Annotated in this window: 26 protein-coding genes and 1 tRNA gene; 16 read left to right on the forward strand and 11 right to left on the reverse strand. The window is 65.1% G+C overall.

Translation table 11 applies throughout. From position 1 onward, the window contains the following. Positions 1 to 72: 72 nt before the first annotated feature. Both ABZX61_RS45275 and ABZX61_RS45280 read right to left on the reverse strand, forming a co-directional pair. A complete protein-coding gene (locus tag ABZX61_RS45275; protein ID WP_355204107.1) occupies positions 73 to 609 on the reverse strand; it encodes a GNAT family N-acetyltransferase in 537 nt (178 codons plus the stop codon). A 290-nt stretch (positions 610 to 899) separates the two neighbouring features. After that, positions 900 to 1,160, reverse strand: coding sequence for a hypothetical protein (locus ABZX61_RS45280; RefSeq protein WP_350741926.1), 261 nt, complete (start codon positions 1,158 to 1,160; stop codon positions 900 to 902). 110 nt (positions 1,161 to 1,270) lie between these two features. On the opposite strand from ABZX61_RS45280, the gene ABZX61_RS45285 reads away from it, so the two are divergent. Next, complete coding sequence (locus tag ABZX61_RS45285; protein WP_355204111.1) at positions 1,271 to 1,777, forward strand: NUDIX domain-containing protein; 507 nt, start codon at positions 1,271 to 1,273, stop codon at positions 1,775 to 1,777. Here the strand turns inward: ABZX61_RS45285 and ABZX61_RS45290 are convergent. After that, positions 1,756 to 2,595 carry a PHP domain-containing protein gene (locus tag ABZX61_RS45290; RefSeq protein WP_355204114.1) on the reverse strand — a complete coding sequence of 280 codons (840 nt, stop codon included), beginning with the start codon at positions 2,593 to 2,595 and terminating at the stop codon, positions 1,756 to 1,758. The two genes, ABZX61_RS45285 and ABZX61_RS45290, sit on opposite strands and share 22 nt — an antisense overlap. Before the next feature lie 24 nt (positions 2,596 to 2,619). Further along, entirely contained in the window at positions 2,620 to 3,582 is a 963-nt protein-coding gene (locus ABZX61_RS45295) for an MBL fold metallo-hydrolase (RefSeq protein WP_355204117.1), read from the reverse strand. A gap of 140 nt (positions 3,583 to 3,722) precedes the next feature. Here ABZX61_RS45295 and ABZX61_RS45300 point away from each other — a divergent pair, with 140 nt between their 5' ends. Next, complete coding sequence (locus tag ABZX61_RS45300) at positions 3,723 to 5,246, forward strand: beta-N-acetylhexosaminidase (protein ID WP_355204119.1); 1,524 nt, start codon at positions 3,723 to 3,725, stop codon at positions 5,244 to 5,246. Positions 5,247 to 5,370: 124 nt separating this feature from the next. On the opposite strand, the gene ABZX61_RS45305 is transcribed toward ABZX61_RS45300, so the two are convergent. Beyond that, positions 5,371 to 5,910: a DUF6461 domain-containing protein gene (locus ABZX61_RS45305; protein WP_355204122.1), complete on the reverse strand. Its 540-nt coding sequence runs from the start codon at positions 5,908 to 5,910 to the stop codon at positions 5,371 to 5,373. A gap of 225 nt (positions 5,911 to 6,135) precedes the next feature. Here ABZX61_RS45305 and ABZX61_RS45310 point away from each other — a divergent pair, with 225 nt between their 5' ends. Together ABZX61_RS45310 and ABZX61_RS45315 are read left to right on the forward strand one after the other, a co-directional pair. After that, the gene (locus tag ABZX61_RS45310) at positions 6,136 to 6,537 is read left to right on the forward strand and encodes a hypothetical protein (protein WP_355204125.1); all 402 of its coding nucleotides are present in this window, start codon (positions 6,136 to 6,138) and stop codon (positions 6,535 to 6,537) included. Positions 6,538 to 7,023: 486 nt separating this feature from the next. Beyond that, on the forward strand, positions 7,024 to 7,551 hold the full coding sequence (locus ABZX61_RS45315; protein ID WP_355204128.1) for an EF-hand domain-containing protein: 528 nt from the start codon (positions 7,024 to 7,026) through the stop codon (positions 7,549 to 7,551). A 1,064-nt stretch (positions 7,552 to 8,615) separates the two neighbouring features. On the opposite strand, the gene ABZX61_RS45320 is transcribed toward ABZX61_RS45315, so the two are convergent. The 3 genes from ABZX61_RS45320 to ABZX61_RS45330 all read right to left on the reverse strand — a co-directional run bounded on the left by ABZX61_RS45320 (position 8,616) and on the right by ABZX61_RS45330 (position 11,868). Next, the gene (locus tag ABZX61_RS45320; protein WP_355204131.1) at positions 8,616 to 10,121 is read right to left on the reverse strand and encodes a hypothetical protein; all 1,506 of its coding nucleotides are present in this window, start codon (positions 10,119 to 10,121) and stop codon (positions 8,616 to 8,618) included. 737 nt (positions 10,122 to 10,858) lie between these two features. Next, positions 10,859 to 11,305, reverse strand: a complete 447-nt coding sequence (locus tag ABZX61_RS45325) for a DUF6228 family protein (protein ID WP_355204134.1) — start codon at positions 11,303 to 11,305, stop codon at positions 10,859 to 10,861. A 53-nt stretch (positions 11,306 to 11,358) separates the two neighbouring features. Next, on the reverse strand, positions 11,359 to 11,868 hold the full coding sequence (locus tag ABZX61_RS45330; RefSeq protein WP_355204136.1) for a hypothetical protein: 510 nt from the start codon (positions 11,866 to 11,868) through the stop codon (positions 11,359 to 11,361). Between the two features lie 606 nt (positions 11,869 to 12,474). Between ABZX61_RS45330 and ABZX61_RS45335 the strand changes: the two genes are divergently transcribed. After that, positions 12,475 to 12,741 (forward strand): tyrosine-type recombinase/integrase, encoded by a 267-nt coding sequence (locus ABZX61_RS45335; protein WP_355204139.1) that lies wholly within the window; start codon positions 12,475 to 12,477, stop codon positions 12,739 to 12,741. Positions 12,742 to 13,930: 1,189 nt separating this feature from the next. Here ABZX61_RS45335 and ABZX61_RS45340 read toward each other — a convergent pair. Further along, positions 13,931 to 14,755 carry an inositol monophosphatase family protein gene (locus tag ABZX61_RS45340; RefSeq protein WP_355204141.1) on the reverse strand — a complete coding sequence of 275 codons (825 nt, stop codon included), beginning with the start codon at positions 14,753 to 14,755 and terminating at the stop codon, positions 13,931 to 13,933. After that, positions 14,752 to 15,651: a DUF5919 domain-containing protein gene (locus ABZX61_RS45345; RefSeq protein ID WP_355204143.1), complete on the reverse strand. Its 900-nt coding sequence runs from the start codon at positions 15,649 to 15,651 to the stop codon at positions 14,752 to 14,754. The genes ABZX61_RS45340 and ABZX61_RS45345 overlap by 4 nt, the downstream gene beginning before the upstream one ends. A 756-nt stretch (positions 15,652 to 16,407) precedes the next feature. Here ABZX61_RS45345 and ABZX61_RS45350 point away from each other — a divergent pair. The 9 genes from ABZX61_RS45350 (at position 16,408) to ABZX61_RS45390 (ending at position 23,401) form a co-directional block, all read left to right on the forward strand. Beyond that, complete coding sequence (locus ABZX61_RS45350) at positions 16,408 to 17,139, forward strand: GntR family transcriptional regulator (RefSeq protein WP_355204145.1); 732 nt, start codon at positions 16,408 to 16,410, stop codon at positions 17,137 to 17,139. Between the two features lie 506 nt (positions 17,140 to 17,645). Then, positions 17,646 to 18,059, forward strand: a complete 414-nt coding sequence (locus ABZX61_RS45355; RefSeq protein WP_355204147.1) for a plasmid replication, integration and excision activator — start codon at positions 17,646 to 17,648, stop codon at positions 18,057 to 18,059. Beyond that, a complete protein-coding gene (locus ABZX61_RS45360; protein WP_355204149.1) occupies positions 18,059 to 18,334 on the forward strand; it encodes a hypothetical protein in 276 nt (91 codons plus the stop codon). The genes ABZX61_RS45355 and ABZX61_RS45360 overlap by 1 nt, the downstream gene beginning before the upstream one ends. Then, positions 18,331 to 18,633, forward strand: coding sequence for a hypothetical protein (locus ABZX61_RS45365; RefSeq protein WP_355204152.1), 303 nt, complete (start codon positions 18,331 to 18,333; stop codon positions 18,631 to 18,633). Before ABZX61_RS45360 ends, ABZX61_RS45365 begins: the two co-directional genes overlap by 4 nt. 88 nt (positions 18,634 to 18,721) lie before the next feature. Then, complete coding sequence (locus ABZX61_RS45370; protein WP_355204154.1) at positions 18,722 to 20,131, forward strand: FtsK/SpoIIIE domain-containing protein; 1,410 nt, start codon at positions 18,722 to 18,724, stop codon at positions 20,129 to 20,131. Beyond that, entirely contained in the window at positions 20,128 to 20,280 is a 153-nt protein-coding gene (locus ABZX61_RS45375) for a hypothetical protein (protein WP_355204157.1), read from the forward strand. Before ABZX61_RS45370 ends, ABZX61_RS45375 begins: the two co-directional genes overlap by 4 nt. 29 nt (positions 20,281 to 20,309) lie before the next feature. Further along, on the forward strand, positions 20,310 to 21,845 hold the full coding sequence (locus ABZX61_RS45380; protein ID WP_355204548.1) for a replication initiator: 1,536 nt from the start codon (positions 20,310 to 20,312) through the stop codon (positions 21,843 to 21,845). 12 nt (positions 21,846 to 21,857) lie between these two features. Further along, positions 21,858 to 22,064 (forward strand): helix-turn-helix domain-containing protein, encoded by a 207-nt coding sequence (locus tag ABZX61_RS45385; protein ID WP_355204159.1) that lies wholly within the window; start codon positions 21,858 to 21,860, stop codon positions 22,062 to 22,064. Next, positions 22,064 to 23,401, forward strand: a complete 1,338-nt coding sequence (locus ABZX61_RS45390) for a site-specific integrase (protein WP_355204162.1) — start codon at positions 22,064 to 22,066, stop codon at positions 23,399 to 23,401. The genes ABZX61_RS45385 and ABZX61_RS45390 overlap by 1 nt, the downstream gene beginning before the upstream one ends. 92 nt (positions 23,402 to 23,493) lie before the next feature. On the opposite strand, the gene ABZX61_RS45395 is transcribed toward ABZX61_RS45390, so the two are convergent. Next, a tRNA-Gly gene (locus ABZX61_RS45395) sits at positions 23,494 to 23,564 on the reverse strand. Between the two features lie 99 nt (positions 23,565 to 23,663). Here ABZX61_RS45395 and dcd point away from each other — a divergent pair. Then, the gene (gene dcd, locus ABZX61_RS45400; RefSeq protein WP_350733098.1) at positions 23,664 to 24,239 is read left to right on the forward strand and encodes a dCTP deaminase; all 576 of its coding nucleotides are present in this window, start codon (positions 23,664 to 23,666) and stop codon (positions 24,237 to 24,239) included. Between the two features lie 167 nt (positions 24,240 to 24,406). After that, complete coding sequence (locus ABZX61_RS45405; RefSeq protein ID WP_043625094.1) at positions 24,407 to 25,024, forward strand: DUF47 family protein; 618 nt, start codon at positions 24,407 to 24,409, stop codon at positions 25,022 to 25,024. Position 25,025 lies beyond the last annotated feature (1 nt).

Raw genomic sequence — 25,025 nt, forward strand, 5'->3', positions numbered from 1 at the left:
CAGGAGAAGTCGGGGATCGTGGCGGCCTCCGCCGAACTGGTCAACATCGGATTCTCCTGGTTGAACCCCTGATCAGCCGGCCAGGGCCTTGACGCTTTCGGGCGTCCAGGCGTACTCGATCACGGGCAGTTCGACCCCTCCGGGCACGCTCTCCCAGAAGTCCCGCGTGGCGCTGCCGCCGCATCGCTCGTAGAAGGCGATAGCCGGGGCGTTGTCCCTGAGCACCTCCAGGTAGACCGCCTTGCCTGGGTGGTTGGCGGCTGCCCAGCCGAAGGCGCGGCTCATGAGCAGGCGTCCGACGCCGGAGCGTTTGCGGGCGGGGCGGACGTGGAGGTTGTCGAGCAGGACCCGGCCGTCGGGCTGCGCGATCAGGTAGGTGAAACCCTGCAGCGCGTCGTCCTGCTCGGCGAGCAGCAGGTGGGAGGCGTTCTCGACGCTGCCCGGCTCACGGTCCGCGAGCCGGGCGGCCCAGAGCGCCTTGCGGTCCTCCAGGAGCGGGCCGTCGAGGAAGGAGGCGGGCATGATCCCGGCGTAGGCCGTCTGCCAGCTCTCGGCGTGCAACGCCGCGATGAGGTCGGCGTCGCGCGGCATGCCCGTTCTGAGTTGCATGGGTCAGAGCGTGCCATAACCGACGAACAACCCGAACCGCCCTCGGACCCCCGCTCCTCACGACAGATGCCGGCCGGGTAATCACCTGGCCGGCATCCAAGAGCGCCTTGGCCTCCGAACCCCCGAAGGCCAAGGCGCCGGCTGGAGGTGACGCTCCACGCCACCGGCTTCTTCGACGGGCTCGCACTGGTGAAGCCCGTCGTTGTGCACTTCTTGGACGAGCCGCATCCCTGGCCCCTCGCCCCCTGGGAGGAGCCCCTGCTCAGCGGAGTCGCCAGGATGCCGGAGCGCTACTTGAGGATCTCGAGGTGGTAGTCCGACTTCTTGTGCGACCAGTGCTCACCCGTCAGTTTGCGGCACCGCCAGCTCCCCTGCCACTGCTTGCCGTCGACCATGCACTTGTTGTAACCCGCGGTGGTGAGCGGATAGGCCGCGACGTAGTCCCAGACATCGGCGCCGGCCGGAGCCGGTACGAACGCGCCGACGGCCCCCGCCGCCGCCACCGTGACCGCCACGTTCCTGACCTTGTTCCACAGCATGAAGCCACTCATCCTTTTCTCGATTGCGCAGAGCCTGGCAGCCGGGGCTTCCGTGTCTCTTCTCCATCGCTTCCTTCTTGCGACCGTCGGCTGTTTTCGGTCACGGCGTTAGCCTCGTGATCGTGACGACCAGAAACTCACATTGCTCCTTCTGCGGCACGGCCTACGTCCCGGATCAGCCATGGCCGCGGACCTGCGCCGACTGCGGCAACACCAGCTACCTCAACCCGCTGCCCGTCGCCGTGATGGTGCTTCCGGTGGACGAAGGACTGCTGGTGATCCGCCGTGACGTCGAGCCGCGCCGCGGCGAGCTCGCCCTGCCCGGTGGCTTCATCGACCTGGGCGAATCCTGGCAGCAGGCGGCCGCCCGAGAGCTTCGGGAAGAGACGGGCATCCTCGTCGAGGCGGACGACGTCCGGCTGTTCGACGTGCTCAGCGCCCCCGACGGCACGGTGCTGATCTTCGGCTTGGGGCCGCGTACGAGCTCGGCCGCCCTTCCACCGGTGACGGCCACGGCCGAAACGACGGAGTGGCTGGTGATCGACCGGCCGCAGGAGCTGGCGTTCCCGCTGCACACGTGGATGGCGGGGAAGTACTTCACCGGCGGTCAGCCCGTACGCGTCCAGTAGTCATGGGGGTGACGGCCGGGCCGGAACCCCTGGGCCTCGACCATGGCCGTCGCCTCGGCGAAGCGGTACGCGACTCCGGTCGGGTCGTGGGCATCGCTGCCGAAGGTGACCGCGTCTCCGCCTTCGTCACGCCACCAGCGAACGATCTCGGGATGGAGCGGCCCCCGCGTGTTGACCTCCAGAGCCCGGCCGCTGTCGGCGAGCACGCGCAAGGCATGACGGAACTCCTCCTGGAACGCGTTCGGATCGAACGGCCCGGCCTGCGCAGGCCAGTAGCGAAGCGGGTAGTCGATGTGGGCGAGCACCCCGAAGGCGTCCGAGCTCTTGATCAGGCGAGGTATCTCGGCCAGGTATTCCCGGATCACCTCCGCGGCCGGTCGCTGACGGTACAGGTACGGCGGCTCGGAGAACTGCCGCCCCACCGGCAGGCAGTGCAGCGAACCGAGCACCCGGTCGAACTGCCCGGCGTCGAGCAGCCTCGCGACCTCGTCGCCGTACCAATGCGGTTCGCCTAATTCCACCCCGGTGATGATGCGCAGGCTCGGAAACCGATCGCGGCAGCGCCGCACGCACTCCAGATATCCGCCGGGATCGAATCTCGGTGGAACCAGCGTTCCGGCCGGCGTGACGAACGGCTTGAGATGCGCGTATTCGTCCAGGTCGTCGGCAAGGACCACCCAGGCCGTGAAATCCACGTGCTCGGTGAACGCGACCGCGGGCAGCCCTGACTCCACCGCCCGCGCGCAGGTCCGCTCCATCGAGCCGCCCGGCGCATCCCACGACCATTCGCTGTGAACATGACTGTCCGCGGGCAGCATGACCTCATCCTCTCCTTCGATCGTCTACTGGTCTATGTGCCCGGACTGGTGCTGCTCGGGCAGATGGCTTTCCGAATGCGCCCACACCAGGACGTTGTCATGCCGTTCCCGCCGAAAGAAATCGACCACTTCCTGATCGGAATGGCGCAGGCTGAAGTGGGTCAGCACGAACAGCGTGTCCGGGTGCGCCTCGACCACGGGTTCGAGCCGGCTCCACACCGTGTGCCCGACCCGGTCCGCGCGAGGCAGCTCGCTGTCGTGGAGAAAGGTGCACTCGGTGATGATGACCGGATAGGTGAACAGCCAGGGGTTCCGCTCGAACACCGACACATGCGTATCGCCGAGGAAGGCGAAAAGGGGGCGGCGTGCCTGCCGGTCGACCTCCACGCCTTCTCGCCGTTTCCGCGCCATGATCCGGCCGAACTCCGCGCCGCGTCCGTCCCGGACGAGTTCGTCCCGCAGGTCCTGGAATTCGGGCAGCAGTTCTTTGACGGTCTCACTGAACGCGTAGCCCACGCAGGGCACCTTGTGCTCGCATCCCACCACGCGCACGTGGTGGCCACGGGAGCCGAAAGCGAATTCGTCGTCCTGCCGTACGCCGTGAAGACGATAGGCCGGGGCCAGCGCCGGATCGTACGGCGCCGCGTGATTCAGCTCCGCGGACGCACGCAGGAAAGCCTCCACATAGGGCAGCGCCTCGGCCGGCAGGTAGATGTCGGCGCCGGATGGCCTGGAGGCGAGGAAGTCGAGATCCTTGGCGTGGTCGTGGTGCGTGTGCGTCAAGAAGACCGTCTCGGGCTGCCGCCCTTCGCACAACCCGGCGTCCAGGGCGCATCGCAGCTCCGGTATGTGGAAAAAGGTCTTGTCGTTCGCCCGGGAGTAACCGGTGAGGGTGAACGCGGTGCCGGGGATCCGCCACGTCTTCCACTGCCGGAAAGGATGCCCCTTCACCAGCAGGTCCGGATGCTCTTGGGAGGTCTGCGTCATCGGGTACGCCTTCCAGATGTTCGAACACTGGCCTTGATGGATGCTCGCCAGGTTCGCGGCCCGGCGGCGAAATTTCCAGTGGATATCTCTGCCGGGCCGGCTGCCTTTCCCATGCCGCCGGCCGAGCGCAGAATAGGCCGGTGGCGATCGAACCGGGCTTGATTCCCGCACCGGTCCGGCTCGAATGGGCCGGAGGTTCCGGGCCGTTCACAGGGGTCGTGCGTACCCGCGTCGATCCGTTGCTCCGGCCTGAGGCATATCGACTGACCGTGTCGGCCGACGGCGCCGAGATCGCGGGCGGAGACGAGGCCGGTGTCTTCTGGGGGCGTCAGACCTTACGGCAGATCCAGGGCTTGGACGCCTTTCGCCGTGCCCCCATCGCCCGAGAGCCGGTCATGGTGCCGTACGTGACCGTACACGACGCGCCGCGTTTCGCCTGGCGGGGATTCATGCTCGACGTCGCACGCCATTTCCTGCCCAAGGAAGACCTGATGCGATACGTCGACTTGCTGGCCGCGCACAAACTCAACGTCTTCCATCTGCATCTCACCGATGACCAGGGCTGGCGCGTCCAGATCGAGCGTTATCCCAAGCTGACCGAGGTCGGCGCGTGGCGACCGCGTACCCGCATGGGCTGGGGCGACCCGGCGATCTGGGAGGAACGGCCGCACGGCGGGTTCTACACCAAGGACGACTTACGCGAGATCGTCGCGTACGCCGGGGAGCGGCACATCACGGTCGTCCCGGAGATCGATATCCCAGGTCATTCGCAGGCGGCCATCGCCGCCTATCCCGAACTGGGGAACACCGACGTCATCGACACCACCGCGCTGGAGGTGTGGACCGAATGGGGAAAGAGCCCAAACGTGCTCGCGCCGACCGACGCCGTACTGCGTTTCTATGAGGGCGTTCTGGAAGAGGTGCTGGAGGTTTTCCCCAGCCTGTTCATCCACATCGGCGGCGACGAGTGTCTCAAAGGCCAATGGCGCGAGTCACCCACGGCGCAGGCACGCATCAGGGAATTGGGGCTCAAGGACGAAGATGGGCTCCAGTCCTGGATGATCAGCCACTTCGGCCGCTGGCTAGCCGAGCGTGGCCGTCGTCTCATCGGCTGGGACGAGATCTTGGAGGGCGGCCTGGCGGAGGGCGCCGCCGTCGCGTGCTGGCGCTGGTACACGGGCGGCATCGCCGCTGCCGAGGCCGGTCACGATGTGGTGATGTGCCCTCAACAGGAGGTCTACCTCGATCACGTCCAGTCCCAGGATGCCCGGGAGCCCGTGCCGTTCGGTTGGGTGCACACGCTGGAGGACATCTACCGGTTCGAGCCCGTACCGCCCCGGCTGGCGGGCACGGCTCACGCGGCCCGCGTCATCGGCACCCAGGCCAACCTGTGGACGGAAGTCGCCGAAAATCGCGGCCGAGTGGACTACCAGGCGTTTCCCCGGCTGGTCGCGTTCGCCGAAGTGGCCTGGTCGGACCTGCCGGCTCCCCACGAGCGCGACTTCGACGGCTTCGAGCGCCGGATGAACGCGGCACACTACGCCCGCCTGGAGGCGCTGGGCGTCGCCTACCGCCCGCCCGACGGACCCCGCCCATGGCAGCAACGCCCCGGCATCCCCGGACGCCCACACAACAAACCTCGACGAACCTGGCGAATGGCCTGACCTGCCACACGACCGGTAATGCGGCAACCAACCACTCTCCGGACCTCTGGGCGTCTGGGCGGCGATCCATCGCTCGACCAACGCCAGCAAGACCGACAAGGACGCATGGCAAACAGTACAGGTCTCACTGAAGGTGATCGCTTGCACCGGTCAGGGCGTCCTGGGCGAAGTGCCTGCGCGAGAAGCGCACACCGGTGGCTCGGGAGGCGAAGGCGAGAGCCCTGGGGACGGGATTCTCGGTGAGGCCATCACGGTCGAGACCCAATTCCTGAAGGTGGGGAAGGAGGTGCTCCGGGACTTCTCCGTGGCGATAGGAGTAGCCGTACAGGCCGAATTTGATGATCAAGTCCCCATCGACGAGGAGGCTGAAGTTGTCGCTCTTGATATTGGCGAACACCGTCGCCACGGTCGTGCCCGACGACAGGAGTTCTGGCGCTGCGTCCAGTGATGTGCCCCAACCGTAGTCGATCAGGACTGTTCCGCCATCGGCCGCATAGGCTTCGACTCCGAATTCGCCGATGGTCCCGGGGACGACATCGATCCGACGCAGAACCTCGCGAGGAAGTAGGCTTTGCACGAAGCTGATGCAGAGCCACGTATCGCCGGCATCGTCAGTGAACTCCTGGTAGAGCCATGCGTACTCTTCCACCGTGGCGTCGCTCATCTACTCGCCTTTCCTGAAGGATCAAACTTGGGCTGATCCTCGCAGGAGCAACTGACAACTTTCCGATCTGGAATTTGCCGTTCTCACACTGTCAGCTTGGTAACAGCATCGATCACTCCCGATAAGGCGTTGAACTGGGCGGAAAGTCGATCCTGAGTGACCGTGGCTGACTCTCGTCACCCTCTTAACTGCCGGCTAATGACACAGGGCTCTAGCGTATGCGCCGTGAGAGTCGAACACAGCGCAACGCTTCGGATCGTGAGCGATGTGCATGGTCCCACCGAAATCTCCGAGGCATTAGGGGTACGGCCTTCAGCAGCCACCCATACTGGCGATTGGCGGCTCGAAGCATCTGCTCACGGCAGCGAGGCCTCACTGGAGGAACTCGTCAGGGCGGTAACTGGTCCCCTCTTTGGGGTTGCGGACAAAGTCGCCTCGCTGGTCAGTCAGGGGGCGACGATCGAACTGCACCTTACGCGTGACCTGCTCGGACCCGGAGTTGGTGCTTTGTGCTTCATGTTGGATGCCTCCGTGATCAAGTTTCTGGGAGGAGTCGGCGCCGAAGTGTGGGTCGACGAATACGACGAGGTCGACTGGGAGCGCAACGCGCATGTGCCGTCCGCCTGATCACCTGTCCGCCCTCGACCCGTCCGCAGGGGGAGCGGGCCCCGGTCTGCTCGGCTTGCCCCAGGTCGATGGTGGGCGGGATGATCAGGTCTCTGCCTCGGCCGCTGACGGACTTGCGATGATGAGCGCGTGCTCGGCGACCATCCCGGAGCCGTAGCGCCTTCGCCAGAGGTAATCAGGGCTTCCACTCGCACCTGCGCAGGGTGACCAGGACCGGTCTGTTCCCTTCCCACTAGAAACTGGCGTCACCATTTGGCGCTGGTCCCACGGCCGCAAGCAAGGTGGCTGTGGCGCGATCGACCGCACGTGCTCTCGGGGCGGCCGGGACAATTCTCTGGTCCTCGTTGACCCTGTCCTTCGGATGACGATTTCCTACATCACTAACCAGGACGTCTACGCTAAGTAATATGTTCATCACTCAAATGACTATGGTCACGATTAGTGATCTTTCGAAAACATTGAGTCTCCCGAAGAGTGGAGGCGGATGTGGCCAGTGAGTTCCAGCGTAGAAAGGTCGGCAGAGTCTTCCGGGCGATGGATGTGGACGGCGACGGCCGACTGACCCAGGCTGACTTCCAGGCGCTCGCCCACCGTTGGACGGCCGTCGGAGGGTCCGTCGACCCAGAGCGACTGGCCTCCATCATGACCGGTTGGTGGCCCGTGCTCCGAGCCGCCTCCGGCCCCGGCGGCGGCGACGCCGTCTCCCTCGACGAGGTGCTTCGCGTCGTGGAAAAACTCGGTGACATGACCGACGCGGTCTCCGGCACTGCGGACGCGATGTTCGAGGCCATCGACCTCAACGGCGACGGCCTCATCTCCTGTTCGGAATACGGCGCGCTCATCGAGACGTGGAACGGGGCGCCCTCAGCGACCGATGAGATCTTCCCGCGCCTCGACCTGGATGGTGACGGTCACCTCACCCGCGACGAGTTCCGCACCCACTGGACAGAGTTCTGGGCCGGCGACGACCCGGACGCTCCCGGAACCTACGTATTCGGCACGCTGGTGGAATAGCCGAAGGTGGCGTCATCGGTGCGGCCGTAGAGCGCACCGAACGCCGGGGCGTTCCGCTATGGCAGGACAGTGTCACAGGTGGAGGGTACGGCCCTGCGCAGGGTCAGCTCCGGCCGTTGTTCCACGCCGGAGGATGACGCGCTCGTCTTCGCGGGGGTCAAGGGCGGTCCGATGTGGCGGAGTGGGTTCAACAAGTGAGCGGTTGGACGCATGCCGTACAGACCATCGGGGTGCGGGGGCTCCATCTGCACGACCTTCACCACACGGCGAACACGATCGCGGCGGAGTCAGGTGCGGGGCCTCAAGGGCCTGATGGTTCGGATGGGCCATGACAATGTGCGCGCCGCGACGATCTATCAGCATGCGGTGCGCGGGGCGGACCCAGATGATCACGCAAGCGATCGACAAGCACCTGATCGGGAACGAACGGGCACGCGGTGACGGCGAGGACGACCCGCCTGGCGTGCTGGTACCCGCTGAGTGATCACCGGTCCTAATGGCACGCTAATGGCACGAGAAGATCAATAAGCTCGAACAAGATCAAAGCTCGATCCTGTGCTGGTTGGCCTGGGCTTTCTGCCGTGGAGCGGGTGACGGGAATCGAACCCGCGCTGCCAGCCCGGGAAGCCTTTCAAGATCACACGGCTTGAGCTGGGGAAACGCTGACCTGGGCAAATGCCAGCCGAGCGACCATGAGTCTCCGTGACTCCCCGCTATGCACCAACCTGACGGACACGCAACGGGCACGGCCAAGGGCCCACGATCAGAACTCGCGTGCCACCGACGCGACCGTCCGCTTACCCACCGGCCAGCCGTCGACTTCGCTGGTCGCCACAACCGCCATCTCACCATGCTGGAGCACTGCTGACGCACACGCTCATGCCGCCGCTCGGCCTACTGCGTGCGCAAAAGTCGCACGTCGGATCGAGCGCGCCCGTGCGGCTGGCGGGCTTGGCATTCGCCGTTCAGCAACAGGAGAGTCAGTCGTCGAACTCGGAAACGTTCGCCTCGGCGGTTGCGACGAGCCGCCGCATGCGGTCGGCGTGCCTTCCAGGGCAGGGGCCTTACAGTCTCCCGGCCACCCGCTGAGCCACGGAGGCGATGCGCCCGCAGCGCTCGCGCGGATCAAAGCGCTGAACATCATTGGGCTGAGTCATCCACAGCGTCACCAGGAATCGCCCCTTCCGGAGCACCAGCGCGCCGGCCGATCGGGCATAGGGTCGGGTCACGCAGTACGACTCCTCGCCCGCAGGACGGGTCAGCGGCTGCCCGCCGTCGAGCGGCCTGGTGAACTCGATAGAGTGCGCGGGCGCGGCGTCGGCCATGTAGCTGATGACCTCTACCTGCAGTTTGTATCGGTCGGTGAGGTAGTTGTGCCCCGTGCTCCGCTCGCACCGTGTGTAGACGTAGGCGTACTCGTTCTGGTCGGGGATGCCCGTGCCGATGCTGAAGTTCGTCCTGCCGGCCGCGCTGCCGAACTCCTCCCCGACGAACGGCGCGGGCGGCCGGTGGAACAGCGTCCGGAAGTCCTTGGCCTCGATGAGGGCGCAGGCGGGCGCCGGCTTCGCGGTGATCAGAGGGCTGTCATAGGCGATAGAAGGGATGCCCGCCGGATCCGCCGAGCGTTCCACCAGGTTGCCGGCGATCGTCTCCAGCAGCGCCCGCTTGAGCTTCTCCTGCTGGGGTCCGCGCTGTAGCGACAACTCCACTTGAACGACCGTGTTCTTCAGCCGTAGAACGTAGTGCAGGTAGTCGATGGTCTCGTTCACTCGGCTCGAGCTGCGCTTGCGCTCCCGCACTGTTACGTCGCCGATCGCCGGCCTCGTGCTGTAGCGATCGAAGGAGTAGTCCATGGCGCGGGAACTGGTGTAGCTCTCCTGAAAAACCGCGATCTCCACTGGGGACTTCGGCCACAGCACGTACTTGCAGCTGTTCGGCGCGTCGGTCGGGACGAACAGCCCGCCCTTCTCGATCGGACCATTGCCCTGCCCGTCGAAGTAGGAGCGCCGGTACGATCCGACCAGGGGATTGGGGTGCAGAAGCAGCCCGAGCTTGTTCAGATCGGCGAACGTCAGCAGAGTGCAGGCTGAGATGACCGGTGAGCCGGCGTACCGGCGCGGCGAGCGGCCGGGTTTCGCCACCAGCGGCCCAGGATCGGCGATCCCCTCCGCCTCCTCCCCTTTCAGCTCGTCGTAGCCGTCACGCTCGACCGTCTTCAGCTTGGCGCCGCCTTCGGCGATGTCCCGCCCGGGCTCCGGCGAGGCGGTGCGGTCTCCCTGCGCGATCGGACGGACATCGCCTCGCAGCTTGGACACCGCCACGAAGCCGACGGCGATCACCAAGGCGGCTATCAGCAGCCCTGAGACGCCCAACAGCGCCGCCGTACACCCCGAATTCCTGCGCCGCCGCGGAGGCGGTGGCCCTCCGGGCGCATACGGCGGACCAAACGGGTAGGGCGGTTGCGGCTGCCGCGCATTCCCGTATACGCCCTGCGGCCCGCTTCTGGCATGGCGCGGTTGGCCCTGCGGCTGCCACGCACCGGGCCCGGCGCGGTAGGGCGGCTGCGCCATGATGCCTCCCTTCCCTGATCGCTACTGGCTCGGTCCACCGGCCTTCGTATAGGAGCCCGGCAAAGGGGGAGCGTAGCTCTCCAATGGCGACCAGCCGTAACACTTCCGGCTTTGGTGAAGCTTTCAGGCCAGGCTTTGCGGAGGAAGAACGAATAGCGGCGGTTTTCGCACCTCACACCCGTCCGCCGAGGACGTACGTGATGAACCGCCTGGGAGGTGCGCCACGAGGCGCCACCTTTCTCCCGCGACCTGGTCTTGTTCGCGCGACGCGCGCACCCCACGCGCCTGACGCTCCTATGTGCAAGGGCGTTGCGCGGAGTTTCGTCACAAGCTGCGCTTGCCGGGGGACAAGGCCGGGTGGGCGGCGCCAGCCGAGTTCAGGATGTTGATCCACTCAGGATGGTCGAGATTGGCGTTGTCCGGAGCGGTAGGGCTCATCCGGTAGGCCACGATGATGACGGGGACGTGGATGGTCTGCCTGGCCCGGTTGCATCTGGCCCAACAAAGATCAAGGCTCAGATTCCGACTTCGTCGGTCTACCTGGGCCTTCGTACGTGGAGCGGGTGACGGGAATCGAACCCGCGCTGCCAGCTTGGTAATTGCAGGGATCTCGCCTCATAAGAGCTTTGACCTGGGTCTGAGGCCGGTCATGAGTGACCGTGGTTGCCCCCTCGTCACCGCCTTTAATGGCACGCTAATGGCACGACGATCAAGGGCTTGGCCTCGGCATGCATAGCTCACTCGTCGTAGAGGAAGCTGCGAACCTCACGCGCGAGATTGGTCAAGGCCTCTCCAGGGAGAATCGGGGTGCGAACGGTGGCGGACCACATGTCGTCCGGATCCTCGCTCGGATTCGGAAAGCGAAGGGTCCAGCGGAGATCCACCCAGTAACCAGAGTGGATGGCTTCCAGCTGAAGATCAGCTCTATAGGACGTCCATGTCCGCGTTCCGCGCCACCCTTTGAAGTCGGTCACCAGGTTCTCGAGGAAGTCGGCGAGCCCGTCTCCCATGATTGTCTCCACAGTTACCTCGGCGTGAAGCGTGGCTGACTCGGCCTGAGCAAGGAAGAACATCAAGGCGTCGTCGTGTGGACGCTCGCACTGCGCGAGCCTGATGAAGGTCACTCCTGGGCCTGATATTTCGACCTCCGGAGTTGGACGTTCATCTGCCAAGCGCTCCACCATGACTGCTCCAACTCTGGTGAATCGAGGCGTTCAGTGTCTGTACAGGATCGTGATTAGCCGGGGATCCACCAGCAGTAGAGCAGTTGATCGCTCTCTTTGGCCCTTCGCGCTAGCGCGACGAACTCCTTGACCAGATCGAGCACGTGGTCACCGCCGTGGAAGCTGGAGGCATCTTCATTCATCCATCGCTGGGCCACTTCGGGCAGGCGGTCGTCATCGACCTCGGCCAGTGCGTCGCGGACGCTCACCGAGAGTTCTTCGATCTCTGGTCCCTCGCGATAGGGGGAGTCCTCCGGCAGCGCTAGCCATTCGTCTTCGGTCTTTGGAGCCCCTTCGGGCGGCGGGTACAAGGTGATGGTCTCGACCAGGTCGTTCGAGTAGGGGACGCCCTTGACGACGGCCACGAGTTCGCCGAAAGACCCGGTGGGATCGATCCACTTGGTTTCCACGACGTCGAACGCTGGAGCGTCGGGCAAGGGTTTGGCCGGTGCCCGTAACTGGCTCGGTCGCCAGGTTGCGGTGGCGCGATCGGGGGCGCGGTAGTAGTCGTGCATGGCGCTCATGCGTGCGCTCCTGTCGACGAGGGCATGATCGTGAGTCGGGCCGATGACAGGCTACGGGTGCGGGGATGAGGGTGGAAGTTCGGACAGGCGGCCGCTATCCGGTGAGCCGCTGCTGAGGAACGAAGCACTGGATCGTCGATCGCCCCCAACCATCAGCGGAGGCCGGCCCACACGTGGCGATCGTAGGGCTGCATCTGCGCGGCGGCGTGGTGCTGGGTCGGCGGGCTTGCTGGGTACGGCGGGTCCGACGGTCGGCGTGGCGGCCCGGTGCTGCTGCCGCCCGGGACCGGCCCCCAGGCCGCATGCTCGGGGCGGCGGGCAACGCGACGGGCCGCTGTGCGGGCCCTTGGGGTCGAGGAAGAGGCAGCGGATGCGGGTGCCGGAGTCCAGCAGGCGCCTTCGTCGAGCGCTCTGTGGGCGGACTGGTGCTGGGACCGCCCAAGTCCAAGGCCGGGAGACGGACGGTCGGCATTCCGCAGAGCATCGTCCGCGTCCTCCAAGAGCACATGGACACCTACGTCCAGGACGAGCCGGGCGCGCTCATGTTCCCAGCGGCCAAGGGCGGACCGATGCGCCGCAACGGCTTCAACACCCGCACTCGGTGCGGTGGATGTCGTCACGGAGATGGGCCTGCCGGGGTTCCATTTCCACGATCTGAGGCACACGGGCAACATGCTGGCCGCCGAGTCTGGCGCGGGGCTCAAAGAGCTCATGGCCCGCATGGGACATGACAACGTTCGAGCGGCCATGATCTACCAGCACGCTGTCAGGGGAGCCGACGAGGCGATCACCAACGCCATCGATCGGCAGCTCGAAGCGCGCGACGATGACGACGACAAGGGCACGGCGGGCGCGCTGGTCCCCACAGGGTGATCAAGAGCTAATGGCCCGCGAAGATCGAATCACTCCGCAAACAATCAAGGCCCGGGTCGGGATTCATATCCCCACCTGGGCCTTCACGATGAGAGCGGGTGACGGGAATCGAACCCGCGCTGTCAGCTTGGGAACTGGAAGGATCGCGGCACGTGAGGGTCCTGAGCTGGACGGAAAGCCGGTCGCGAGTGACCGTGGTTGACCCCTCGTTACCCTGTCTAATTGCACGCTAATTGCACGGTGATCAGCCAGCGACCTGGGGTTTCTCACGCGACGCGCACACCCTGCGCCCTGATCATCCCGTCTGCCGTCGACCCGCCCGAAGGGGAAGCGGGCCAGGGCCACGGGGACAAGGTGGAGCCCCCAACCGGAGGAACGACCTTGGCCCCGTGGCCCTGGTCTGCTCGGCTTGTCCCGGGTCGATGGCGGGCGGGATGATCAGGCTTCCACCTCAGCCACCCTCGGACCTCGTCTCACGCACCTCGATCATCCCGGAGCCGGAGTGCCCCGCCGGAGGCAACTTCTCTGTTTTGCTCGCAACGCGAATGGATCAGCTATATCTTGAGCCTTGGTTCGCGAAGCAATGCATAACTACCACCCTGCATCGCCATCTTCGACGTGGCATCTCGTTCAGGCTCGACGAGAGAAGCAGCGGGTGCATTGCGGAGCGAGTTTGTCTAAGCGCTACAGGTGTCTCGTCCGAGTGATGTCGAAGATCACTCGATTGGCGGGGTCCCTGGAGCGCTTTTTCGTTGTAAGGAAGGAGGGATAGTGAGCGCGTTCAGAGAACTCGGACGGACGGCCCGGTTCGCGGCATCGAACTGGGGCCGTACCGCCCGAATGTGCCTACTGCTGCTAGCGGTCGCTGTAGCAGTCGGCGCCTTCATCGCAGTCAGGAACTTGCCCTTAATCACTTGGTGACGAGTTCCATTCTGATGTTGCGTGCGTGCACGGAATCCGTGCACGCACGCAACGCACTGCTTTGAGGCTAGCGGAAGCGCTTGCAAGTTGGTCGCGAACCTCGCGAACTTCGCGACGCAAGACGGTACATCGCGAAGCAGGGCGATGCCCTGGCGGTCCGAGTGGCGGGCGCGCGCGAGAACGGCCCCCAGGCCGCACGCGCAGCGCGCGGCCCGCAAGCTCGGGCCGCGCGGCGGCGCGTGCGCCGCCGCCTTGATACCTACAAGAGCTATTCGGCAGTGTGCTGGCTATGCCTTGTGGCCTCGCGAGCTTCGGCGATGAGCTCCACGAGGTCGGCTACGAGCTTGGGGCTTGCGGCGATGGTCGCGTGAGCGGTCATGCTGTGTGGGCTGCCGTCGAGATCGATCACTGTGGCCCCGGCTTCGCGGGCGATGATGACGCCTGCGGCGGTGTCCCATGGGTTGTTGCTGAGCATGATGTTGGCGTCGATCTTGCCGTCTGCCACCCACGCGAGATCGATCGCGGCTGAGCCGAACATCCGTATGCGCTGGACGCGTGCGGCTAGCTCTTGGGTCAGAGCGAGTCGTGGTTTGTTTTGTTCCTGGGCGTTCTTGCCCACGGCGTAGTCGCCGATGGCGACGATGGCAGTTTCCAGGTCGCGGGCGTCGCTCACTTGAATGTGAGATCCGTTGGCTTGTGCGCCGGCCCCTTCGACGGCCGAGTAACTCAGGTTGAGGAACGGCAAATCGATCACCCCGAGCGTGGGCATGTCCTTGTCCACCAGGCCCAAGGACACCCCACACAACGGGATGCCGTGCAGGAAGTTCGCCGTCCCGTCCACGGGGTCCAGCGCCCACATCAGGCCATCGCCTGTCCGACTGACACCCTCCTCCTCACCAAGGAATCCGATCTCGGGTGTCTCACGAGACAGGAATTCCCGTATGGCGTGCTCGACGGCGTAGTCCACCTCGGTCGCCATGTCGCGGTCGCCCTTGGCGGTGACGACGCCTGGAGCCTTGGTTCTGATGATCGCGCTGGCGATCGATACAGCGCGTTCGGCGATGGGGAGAAGAGTTCGGGCGTCGATGGTCATACAGGTTTGCTCCGCTCCCACATATCCCTGAACACCTGGTCGAAGACGGGGAACAACCCCTCCGCGGCGGTGTTGTCTTTGATCACGAAGGTTGGCGAGTCGACTCCGCGGGACTGCGGTAGGTACGGCTGGACCACGCAGAGGGCCCGGTCAACGATCAGCAGGTTGAAGCGGATCGTCTCGTCGTAGACGTGGAGTTCGAGGCGCTGGGCCGAGGCGGTGTCGAGTCGATCGCGCAGCCTGGTCAGCATGGTGATGTTGAGGGCTGTGAGGGTCGTCAGAGTGTTGTCGGTATAGCGCTCTTCTGCTTCGCGGGCGCGGATCGCCTGGCCCTTGGGGTCGAGGAAGAGGCAGCGGATGCGGGTGCCGGAGTCCAGCAGGCGCCTGAGCTGATGGTCGGGGTAGCTCTGGCAGATGATGTTGAGCGACAGTCCCGCCGCGTTGATCTCCTTCGCGCTGTCGAACATTGTCGATGGGGGATACGCGGATGAGAAGGCGGAACGGCTGCTGAAGACCGCGGTTACGTCGGCCATCTGCGGCATCGCGCAGGCTGCAACGTCGGGGCCGGCGCTTCGGGCTGGCTCTGGCTGTGTCCTCGGCGTGGGGACTTCGACGGCGTTCGTGGAGAACAGCTCACGTGCCGACTTGCCCGGGAACATCGCTTCCAAGACGCGGCAGTGGCCGGAGTAGGGCAGACCCTTGAGTTCGCCGGTCAGCCATCGATGGAGCTGAGCGCGGCTCGGCCAACCACCCTGCAACGACGGGTCCACCTTCTTGGCGGCTTTGTCGTACTCCTTACAGAACGTGCTGTAGGTCTGCCAGTGGCGTTGCGTCAAGAGGGTCTTCAACAGGATCGGCTGGTCAGTCATGATCCGCGCCTCGGGCTGGGGTGCCATACATGCTCAGGTTAGCGACAGAGACGGGCTCGGACGAGACACAGAGGAGACGAACGGAGACGAGTCGATCACAGACGGTACTCGCGGGCGATCGAGACGTGACAGTCCCTCGGGCAATCCTCGTTGCATGACTGCGCGATGCGACTCTTGCTCGGGACGGGGCTGGAAATACGTCAGCCTTCGTCGGGCTGTTGTGGTGGCGGAGAACCCCGATGTCGCCGTCTCGGACGACAGGCACCAGGACGACTGCTGGCGGTGCAACGGGAGCGGAGAGGCCGGTGCGTTGTCGTGACGATGGACACCGACTGCTTCAGCTTCCATGTCGCTCCGCCGCAACCGGATCACATGCGCTTGGTCTGGCAACAGCCCCACAAGGCGGAGGACCTGGTTCGGGTGACCGCCTACACCTGTGACTGCAAGGACACGGTCTACGAACTGTGCCATGCGGCGGGCCACTCCTTCATCCGCCGGACTCGGCGAAGGGCCGGGACAACACAGGTCCATGAGACGTACCGATGGCTGCGCAAGGAGGCGCAAGGCGTCTGGATAGCCCTTCTCGAAGGTCGGGCCCGATAAGCGGGCGCGGCGAGGGGTGCGGAGGGGTGCCCATCTCGTCGTGCCTTGGGTTGGTGGGGGACTGCTGTCGCGCAGTCAGACAGTCCCTCACCAGTCCGTACGGTTCCTGTGCGCGAGGAGGAGACAGACCGTTCATCTCGAACTAGGCTTTACGACAAGTCGAGTTGTTGGATGGTCGTCATGTCCTCTGAAGAGTTCGCGCCACCGAAGTACGCCCAGATCGTGCAGACGATCAGGCAGAAGATCGCGGACGGGACCTATCCGCCCGGCTCTCTGCTGCCCTCCGAGACGCAGCTTGTCCGCGAGTTCAAGGTGAGCCGCCCGACGGTCGTCCGGGCCCTCCAAGTTCTTCAGCTCCGCGGGGTTATCGAACGAGAGCACGGCAAGGGGTCCTTCGTTAAGGCTGCCCCACCGGGCGCGTCCAACCAGAATCCCCGTCCGGGACGAGCCGTTCTGGACCGCGTGGAAGCCGACGAGAACTGCACGGTCATCGACGCTGGATCACTAGCGGCTACTGCTGGGATCGCGAAGCTGTTGGACGTACCGGAGGGGTCCACAGTGGTACGGCGCCGTGTTCTCTTTCGGGATGATGAGCGACCGACAGACCTGTTCACTGTGTGGTGTCCAGCGCATCAGGCCGAAGGAACGCAGCTCAGCGAGGCGCAGCCGCTCACTGCCGGCATCAGGCAACATCTCCAGGCGAGCAAGGGCCTCAAGCTCCAACATGTCGTCGAACGACTGACCGCTCGACACCCTTCGGCGGATGAAGCCAAGTTCATGGAAATCCGCAAGACTGCGCCAGTTCTCGGGGTGCTGGCCAGCGTCTTCAACGGCGGGGGGCGACCCGTGCTCGTCGTAGACCTCGTGCTGCCCGGAGACCTTCACGAGCTGGAAGACTCTTATTCGCTCTAGTTCAGAGCCCGTTTCTGCGGCGCTCCTGTTCCCTGCGCTCAGCCCGAGCCAACACGATTCTTCGCTTTAATGCGTTCTCTTCCTGCTGTGTCAGCTTATGTCTGGCTAGCTGTCGATTATGGGCTTTGATCTTGGCGATGTTAACCCCTCGACCGCCTGGTAATGGGCCTATGGGCTCATCGTCGGGTTCGCTTCTGAGCGACATGTCGCGGGCGTGATTGAGGTCGTACCGTAATTTCGAGATCTCGCACTCCTTGCACGGTCCCACATCGGCGCGACTGCCACATGGTCTCCGTGTGAGCCTTGGAGATCACGTGGAGTTGGTCGTCATTAAACCGGTCCATCCTCTTTGCCGCAATGGCTTATAGATGGATTTGTCATAGCCCATAAAAAGATCTTGAAGAAATCCCGCTAACTCATGTTGTCAAGTCCCTGACCTGCGGGTACCTTCATGACAACTCGACAAGACGAGTTAGCGACAAGACGACTAGCTAGGAGCAAGCCTCATGGCACTGCAAGGTCCCATCCCCGTCACGTTCGACATGGTCTTCCCGCACGGCTGCTACATCGTGGGCGAGGTCGAGCCCGTCAAGGACTTCGACGCCTCGACCAACGGGCGTTTCGTCCAGACCCGCGACAAGCAGAGCGGAGAGCTCGTCTGGCAGGTCAGCGTCATGGACGCCGACCCCACGCTCAAGGCGGCACAGAAGACCGTCTCCGTCAAGATCCTCAGCCCGGCGCAGCCGGTTCCTCCGGCTCCGATGGCTGGGCTGCCGTTCACGCCGGTCGAGTTCGACCACATGACCGCAACGCCGTACGTCAACCAGGCCGGGCGGCTGGCGTACTCGATCAAGGTCCGCGAGATGCGTGCTCCTCGTCCGGCCGGTAAGGCGACAGCCACTGCCAAGGACGCGGCGTGATGGGGCGGCGGAAGGCCCGTCCGGTCAGCACGATCGCTCTCAAGGTCGGACAGGGCGCTGATGTTCGGAACCATCCGTATCCGCAGCGGTCGCCGGTCCTGGGGCTTGTCTTCGGCGGCACACAGGTGCTCGTCACCACGTCGGCCAACGATCACGTCACCCTCGACGACGTCGAGTTCGCTCGGAGTCTGGCGCGGGAGGCTGCCATGTTCGCGGTTGCGGTGGAGCGCATGTTCCACGGTCTCCCGAACGGGCTGGGGGTGGCTGGTCGATGACGCTCAGCCCGTACACCTACGTCACCGTCTCCATGCGTCCCGATCGGCCCTCACGGGTCAGTGTCGCCTTCTGCTCGGCGGAGCTGCGGGCGCGCGCCTGGCTCGGAGACAGCGGCAAGCCCTGCTTCGACCTGGACGCCTCGGACGCCTCGGTGACCGTTTCGACCTCGGGGCCGGTGACCGACGACGACTTGGCCATCGCTCGCGAGATCTTCAACGCCGCCGCTCGATACCTGGCCGACTGCGAGCGGCTGCACTCCAGCCAGTCAGGCAAGGCCACCGCAGACGAGGCGGCCTGATGTTGAGCGGGGCCGCAGGAAGCGGCAACTTCCGGCGGCCCCTCGGTCTTCCGTACACGCGCGACATGCTTGGAAGGACTTCACCCTAATGCTCAAGAGGATGCCCGGCGACGAGCCGCACCGCATCGTCTCCACCACCCCTGACACGGCGGTGGTCTTCAAACCGGCCGTGGTGCAGACCCCGGCCATCATCACCCTGGTCATCTTCACCGCCCGGTTCGTAGCCGGCCTTTTCCGCCTCGTCTGGCGGCACCCCGTCGCGCTGGCTGCGATCTCCACTCCCGCAGGGCTCTGCCTCGTGTACGGGTGGCGCGTCGCGCTGCTGCTCGTCGTTCCGGCTCTCGTGGCCATGGGCGCCTGGGCGATCCTCGACAGGCCGACGTTCGCGCGGTGGATCGGCTGGCGGCTGGTCGCCTTCGGTCGCTGGTTCTGGATCTATCGGCGGCGCTGGCAACCGGTCATGACCGTCGCCGGGCTGGCTCGGCACATACGCGGGCGGGAGTACGTTCCGCGGCTGGTCAAGGTCACCTCCGACTCTTGGGCCGACAGGCTCACCGTCCGCATGCTCGACGGCCAGGCGGTCAAGGACTGGGCCGACAGGGTCGAGAACCTGTCCCATGGCTTCGGGTCGGAGACATGCCGCGTCTCGGTGGTCAAGGCCGGTCAACTCCTGCTGACCCTTCCGCACCACGATCCGCTGGCCACGCCGATGGCAGCGCTTCCGATTCCAGACACATCGACTGTCGGACCGGTCGAGATCGGCAGGCAAGAGGACGGCTCTCCGTGGCTACTCCGGCTGCATGGGACTCATGTCCTCGTCGCTGGGGCCACGGGGGCGGGCAAGGGCTCGATCATCTGGTCAGCGATTCGTGGGCTCATGCCTGCGATGCATGCGGGCCTGGTCGAGATCTGGGCGCTCGACCCGAAGCTGATGGAGCTGTCGTACGGCAAGGCACTCTTCGGCGGTCGGTACGCGGCCGATCCCGCCGACTGCGCTGACCTGCTCGACGAGGCCGTGAGTGTCATGCATAAGCGCGCGGCTCGTTTCGCCGGAGTACAGCGATCGCACACGCCTACCCTCGACGACCCCTTCGTCCTGGTCGTGGTCGACGAGGTGGCGTTCCTTACCGCTTACCAGTCCGACAGGCAGCTCAGGCAACGGATCTCCGCTGCCCTGGCCACGCTGACTACTCAGGGACGCGCGGTCGGCGTTGGCGTCCTGGCGGCTCTCCAGGACCCTCGCAAGGAGGTCATGAACATCCGCAACCTCTTCCCGGACAAGATCGCTCTTCGGCTCGACGAGTCGGAGCAGGTGGACATGGTGCTCGGTGACGGGGCGAGGGATCGGGGCGCGCTGGCCGATCGCATCTCTCCTCGTCCGGAGCAGGGCGCAGGAGTCGGATATGTGCGGCTGGAGACCAGTCCCGATCCGATCCGCGTCCGTGCGGCGTACGTCTCCGACGACGACATCCGCGCGATGGTCGGTGAGGCCCGATGACGCTGGCTCACTTCCTCGACGGCCTGCGCTGCGCTCTGTACGGCGCGCTGAATGTCCTCTGGCTCGACTCGCTGCGTGGCCTGGTCGAGTGCTCCGAGTGCGGACAGACCGCGCTCACGTTCCCCGAGATCGGAGAGGAGGTCCATTGACCGACCGCAAGACTCCGCGCGCCGTCCGCATGGCTCAACCGCTTGCCCGCGACGTGGCCGAGGAGATCGCCAAGCTCTACGGCGTCTGCATCCGGCCCGTGGCGCTCAAGCGGCTCGACATGACGACCGGCATGTCAGAGGTCGTCGATGTTCCGTGCGGCTCGCCGCTGGAGAGCAAGTGTCCTCCGTGCGCCAAGCGCAACCGGCAGCTCCGGATGGCGCAGTGCCGTGAGGGCTGGCACCTCGACGAGGAACCGATCATCACGCCCGACGAGACGACCGATGGACAGCGCTGGCTCGTCGAGTTCCGGGCCGACATGCAGGCCAAGCGCGACGAGGAGGAAAAGGCCGGCGGCGACACCTCCGACTTGGACGCCGTGCTCACCGGGCTCGACATCGAGATCAATGAGGCCGGGATGCGCGGCAACGTGCTGGGCCGAACGGGGTCCAAGCGGGTCCGCTCGACGAAACGCCGCCAAGACGCGCCCGACCTGCCCAAGCGGAAGATGGCCAGCACGACTCTGGGCCGGACCTTCGAGGCGGCGGACGGCAGGACCTACCGGCCCTCGCTGTTCGTCACGCTCACCCTGCCGAGCTACGGCAAGATCATGAACGGCGCTCCCATCGATCCAGACACGTACGACTACGTTCAGGCAGCTCGTGATGCGCTGCACTTCTCCAAGCTCGTGGACCGGTTCGTGCAGAACCTTCGCCGGGTCGCTGGCTATGACGTGCAGTACTTCGCCACGGTGGAGCCTCAGAAGCGGCTCGCTCCGCATCTGCACATGGCCGTCCGAGGCACCCTGCCGCGCGCCGAGATGAAGCAGATCGCGGCGGCGACCTATCACCAGATCTGGTGGCCCCAGGCAGATGAAGCGCGCTTCGAGGGCGAGCACCTGCCTGTCTGGAACGACGGCGTCGGCTACGTGGACCCTGACACGGGCGAGGTCCTGCCCACCTGGGACGAAGCTCTCGACCAGCTCGGCGACGAGCCCATGCACGTGATCCGCTTCGGCGATCAGGTGGACGTCAAGGGCGTGCTCGCTGGGTCGCCGGACGCTGACCAGTGCATCCGCTACCTGTCCAAGTATCTGACGAAGAGCCTCGGCGAGACCTTGGATGGTCAGGCTCAGCGGGAGCACGCGGCCCGCTTCGTCGATGCCCTGCGCTACGAGCCGTGCTCGCCGACCTGCCCGAACTGGCTGCGATACGGCGTGCAGCCCAAGAACGCCAAGCCGGGCATGGTCCCCGGCCAGTGCAGATCCAAGGCCCACAAGCCCGAGCACCTCGGCTACGCCGGTCGCCGGGTCCTCGTCTCCCGCAAGTGGAGCAACAAGACGCTCGCCGAACACAAGCAGGACCGCCGGACCTGGGTCCTTGAAGCGCTCGGCCAGGTCGACGAGCCCACCGATCCGCATCGCTACGTCTGGCAGCCGGTCAGACCGGGCGATCCCGATGTCGCTCCTATCGGCGTCCGGCTCCTCCGATCCATCGCCGAACGCCAGCGATGGCGCGCTCACCTGAGACAGCTCGAAGAACTTTCGGCAACTCCAAAGGCAGCCTGAGAGGAGGAGATCTTGGACCAACTGTTCACCGTTCCGGAAGCGGCCGAACTGCTCAGCACCTCGGTTCGCTTCGTCCGCCGACTGATCGCCGAACGCCGGATCGAGTTCGTGAAGGTCGGGCGGCACGTCCGCATCCGTGAGTCCGCACTGATCGCCTTCGTCGTCGCGGGCACCGTCGCACCGCTCACAAGCCATGACGTCACAGGGAGGGCTGCCTGATGGCCAAGGGCAACAAGCCGAACCACCGACGTTTCGGCAACATCCGTCAGCTTCCCTCCGGCCGGTATCAAGCGTCCTACCTTGGTCCGGACGGGCGGCGCCACAACGCTCCGGAGACCTACGAGCGGAAGGGCGACGCGGAACGTGCGCTCTCCCTCATCGAGGCCGAGATCGTCAAGGGAGACTGGATCGACCCCGAGCGAGGCAAGATCAAGCTCAAGGACTACGCCGAGATGTGGATCAAGGAACGTCCGGGCCTGCGTCCGCGGACCGTCGATCTCTACACCTGGACGCTGAACAAGCACATCACGCCCTACCTCGGCACTGTCCAGCTCGGGAAGCTCTCTACCGCCATGGTCCGGAGGTGGCGGGCCGACCTGCTCGGCAAGGGCGTGTCACCGACCATGCTGGCGAAGGCGTACAGGCTCCTACGGGCTGTGCTCATGACGGCTGCGGAGGACGACGGGATCATCCCTCGTAACCCGTGCCGGATCCGCGGGGCGGACGCTGAGCACGCTGAGGAGCGTCCAGTGCTGACCGTTCCTCAGGTCTTCGAACTGGCGGACCGCCTCGGCCGTCGTCCTTTCGGCAATGTGCGCAAGGTCAAGGACGGGGCCTACCGGCTACGGTTCCAGCGTCACGGGGAGATGCGGACGCATCCTGAGATCTTCCTGACCCGGGCAGAAGCTGAGCGGGCGCTGTGGGAGATGGCCCGTGACGGCAGGGCGGATTCCGATCAAGATCGCCGGTTCCGTGGCATGGTCCTGCTGGCCACGTTCGCGAGTCTCCGGTGGGGAGAGGTCAGCGCGCTGCGTCGGATGGACGTGGACCTCGTCGTCAAGGCCGTTCGCGTGCGTGTCGCCTTCGTGGAACGCTCCACAGGTGGGCTGCTCCTCGGGCCTCCCAAGTCCAAGGCGGGCCGGCGGACCGTGGGCATCCCCGAGAGCATCATCCCCGTCCTCAAAGAGCACATGGACACCTACGTCCAGGACGAGCCGGGGGCACTGATGTTCCCGGCAGCGAAGGGCGGGCCGATGCGGCGTAGTGGGTTCAACACCCGTACGCGCTGGGTGGACGTGGTCAAGGACATGGGGCTCCCCGGTCTGCACTTCCACGATCTCCGTCACACCGGGAACATGCTGGCCGCGATGTCGGGGGCCGGTCTCAAGGACCTGATGGCCCGGATGGGGCACGACAACGTCAGGGCGGCCATGATCTACCAGCACGCGGTCAGGGGCGCTGACCAGGTGATCACGAATGCCATCGATCAGCAGCTCAAGCAGCACGACGAGGGCGACGATGACGGCTCGGCGGGTGTGCTGGCTCCCGTGGGCTAATTGCACGCTAATTGCACGGAAGATCGAAGAGAGCCCAGAAACGATCAAAGCCAGGTCGGGAAACCATCCCTGACCTGGCTTTTCATAGTGAGAGCGGGTGACGGGAATCGAACCCGCGCTGTCAGCTTGGGAAGCTGATGTTCTGCCATTGAACTACACCCGCATGCGACCCGAAGCCGCGTCCCCCACTGTAGCGGAAACTTGGCGCACAACAGCAATCCCAACCCCACAGAGTTTCCGATCGGACGGTAGGTTGCTCACCGTGCTGCTATCTGACCGTGACATCCTTGCCGAGATCGAAGTCGGCCGGCTCGGGCTGGAGCCGTTCGACCGGGACATGATCCAGCCCTCCAGCATCGACGTACGGCTTGACCGATTCTTTCGGGTTTTCGAGAACCACCGGTACCCGCACATCGACCCCTCGGTCGAGCAGCCGGATCTGACGCGGATGGTCGAGCCCGACGGGGATGAGCCGTTCATCCTGCATCCGGGGGAGTTCGTCCTGGCCTCCACCTATGAGGTGGTGACGTTGCCGGATGATCTGGCGTCGCGGCTGGAGGGGAAGAGTTCGCTGGGGCGGCTCGGGTTGCTGACGCATTCGACCGCGGGGTTCATCGATCCGGGGTTCAGCGGGCATGTGACGTTGGAGCTGTCGAACGTGGCCACGTTGCCGATCAAGTTGTGGCCGGGGATGAAGATCGGGCAGTTGTGCGTGTTCCGGCTCAGTTCGCCCGCTGAGCACCCGTACGGGTCCGCGAAGTACGGGTCGCGGTATCAGGGGCAGCGGGGGCCGACGCCGTCGAGGTCGTTCCGGGACTTCCATCGGACCAAGGTTTGATATCGGTCCCCCGGTAACGTGACAAAAAAGACACCAAAGTACCCTCTGTCCCGGGTGTCGCACAACATACGCAGGGTAACCAGTAGGAGAAGGGGACATGAAGTTCGCATTTCGCCTGGTAGCCCGTACCCTTTCCACGGACCATCCCCGCACATCTGGAGAACGACGTGCGCCTGCGTCTCACGCCACGTGAGGACAGCTACTACGACCTGTTCGCAGACTCCGCGAACAACCTGGTCACCGCATCCCGTTTGCTGGTAGAGATCATCAGTGACGGATCGGACAGGGAGGCCCTGGCCGAGAAGATGCGTGCATGCGAGCACGCCGGGGACGAACGCACCCATGCGATCATGAACCGGCTCAATGAGAGCTTTATCACTCCGTTCGACCGTGAGGACATCTACCGACTCGCGTCCAACCTCGACGACGTGATGGACGCCATGGAGGCGGCCTCCGACCTGATCGTCCTGTACCAGCTCGACCACCTGCCGAAAGACGTGGTCAGGCAGGTCGAGGTGCTGGAGCGGGCCGCCGAGCTGACGGCCGAGGCGATGCCGCGGCTGCGGTCCATGAAGAACCTCAACGAGTACTGGATCGAGGTCAACCGCCTTGAGAACCAGGGCGACCAGGTCTACCGGAGGCTGCTGGCCAAGCTGTTCAGCGGTGAGTACGACGCGCTCACCGTCATGAAGATGAAGGAGGTCGTCGACGCCCTCGAAGAGGCGGCCGACGCCTTCGAGCACGTGGCCAACACCGTCGAGTCGATCGCGGTCAAGGAAAGCTAGG

The sequence above is a fragment of the Nonomuraea sp. NPDC003709 genome (assembly GCF_040610775.1).
Classification (GTDB): domain Bacteria; phylum Actinomycetota; class Actinomycetes; order Streptosporangiales; family Streptosporangiaceae; genus Nonomuraea; species Nonomuraea angiospora_A.

Excerpts from the sequence above, each read along its gene's own strand:
- ABZX61_RS45340 (WP_355204141.1), bottom strand. The coding sequence starts at position 14,755 with ATGACCATCGACGCCCGAACTCTTCTCCCCATCGCCGAACGCGCTGTA.
- ABZX61_RS45325 (WP_355204134.1), bottom strand. The coding sequence starts at position 11,305 with ATGGTGGAGCGCTTGGCAGATGAACGTCCAACTCCGGAGGTCGAAATA.
- ABZX61_RS45390 (WP_355204162.1), top strand. The coding sequence starts at position 22,064 with ATGGCCAAGGGCAACAAGCCGAACCACCGACGTTTCGGCAACATCCGT.
- ABZX61_RS45290 (WP_355204114.1), bottom strand. The coding sequence starts at position 2,595 with ATGCTGCCCGCGGACAGTCATGTTCACAGCGAATGGTCGTGGGATGCG.
- ABZX61_RS45380 (WP_355204548.1), top strand. The coding sequence starts at position 20,310 with ATGGCTCAACCGCTTGCCCGCGACGTGGCCGAGGAGATCGCCAAGCTC.
- ABZX61_RS45375 (WP_355204157.1), top strand. The coding sequence starts at position 20,128 with ATGACGCTGGCTCACTTCCTCGACGGCCTGCGCTGCGCTCTGTACGGC.
- ABZX61_RS45295 (WP_355204117.1), bottom strand. The coding sequence starts at position 3,582 with ATGACGCAGACCTCCCAAGAGCATCCGGACCTGCTGGTGAAGGGGCAT.
- ABZX61_RS45330 (WP_355204136.1), bottom strand. The coding sequence starts at position 11,868 with ATGAGCGCCATGCACGACTACTACCGCGCCCCCGATCGCGCCACCGCA.
- ABZX61_RS45280 (WP_350741926.1), bottom strand. The coding sequence starts at position 1,160 with ATGAGTGGCTTCATGCTGTGGAACAAGGTCAGGAACGTGGCGGTCACG.
- ABZX61_RS45360 (WP_355204149.1), top strand. The coding sequence starts at position 18,059 with ATGGGGCGGCGGAAGGCCCGTCCGGTCAGCACGATCGCTCTCAAGGTC.
- ABZX61_RS45320 (WP_355204131.1), bottom strand. The coding sequence starts at position 10,121 with ATGGCGCAGCCGCCCTACCGCGCCGGGCCCGGTGCGTGGCAGCCGCAG.
- ABZX61_RS45350 (WP_355204145.1), top strand. The coding sequence starts at position 16,408 with ATGTCCTCTGAAGAGTTCGCGCCACCGAAGTACGCCCAGATCGTGCAG.
- ABZX61_RS45345 (WP_355204143.1), bottom strand. The coding sequence starts at position 15,651 with ATGGCACCCCAGCCCGAGGCGCGGATCATGACTGACCAGCCGATCCTG.
- ABZX61_RS45365 (WP_355204152.1), top strand. The coding sequence starts at position 18,331 with ATGACGCTCAGCCCGTACACCTACGTCACCGTCTCCATGCGTCCCGAT.
- ABZX61_RS45275 (WP_355204107.1), bottom strand. The coding sequence starts at position 609 with ATGCAACTCAGAACGGGCATGCCGCGCGACGCCGACCTCATCGCGGCG.
- ABZX61_RS45355 (WP_355204147.1), top strand. The coding sequence starts at position 17,646 with ATGGCACTGCAAGGTCCCATCCCCGTCACGTTCGACATGGTCTTCCCG.
- ABZX61_RS45305 (WP_355204122.1), bottom strand. The coding sequence starts at position 5,910 with ATGAGCGACGCCACGGTGGAAGAGTACGCATGGCTCTACCAGGAGTTC.
- ABZX61_RS45370 (WP_355204154.1), top strand. The coding sequence starts at position 18,722 with ATGCTCAAGAGGATGCCCGGCGACGAGCCGCACCGCATCGTCTCCACC.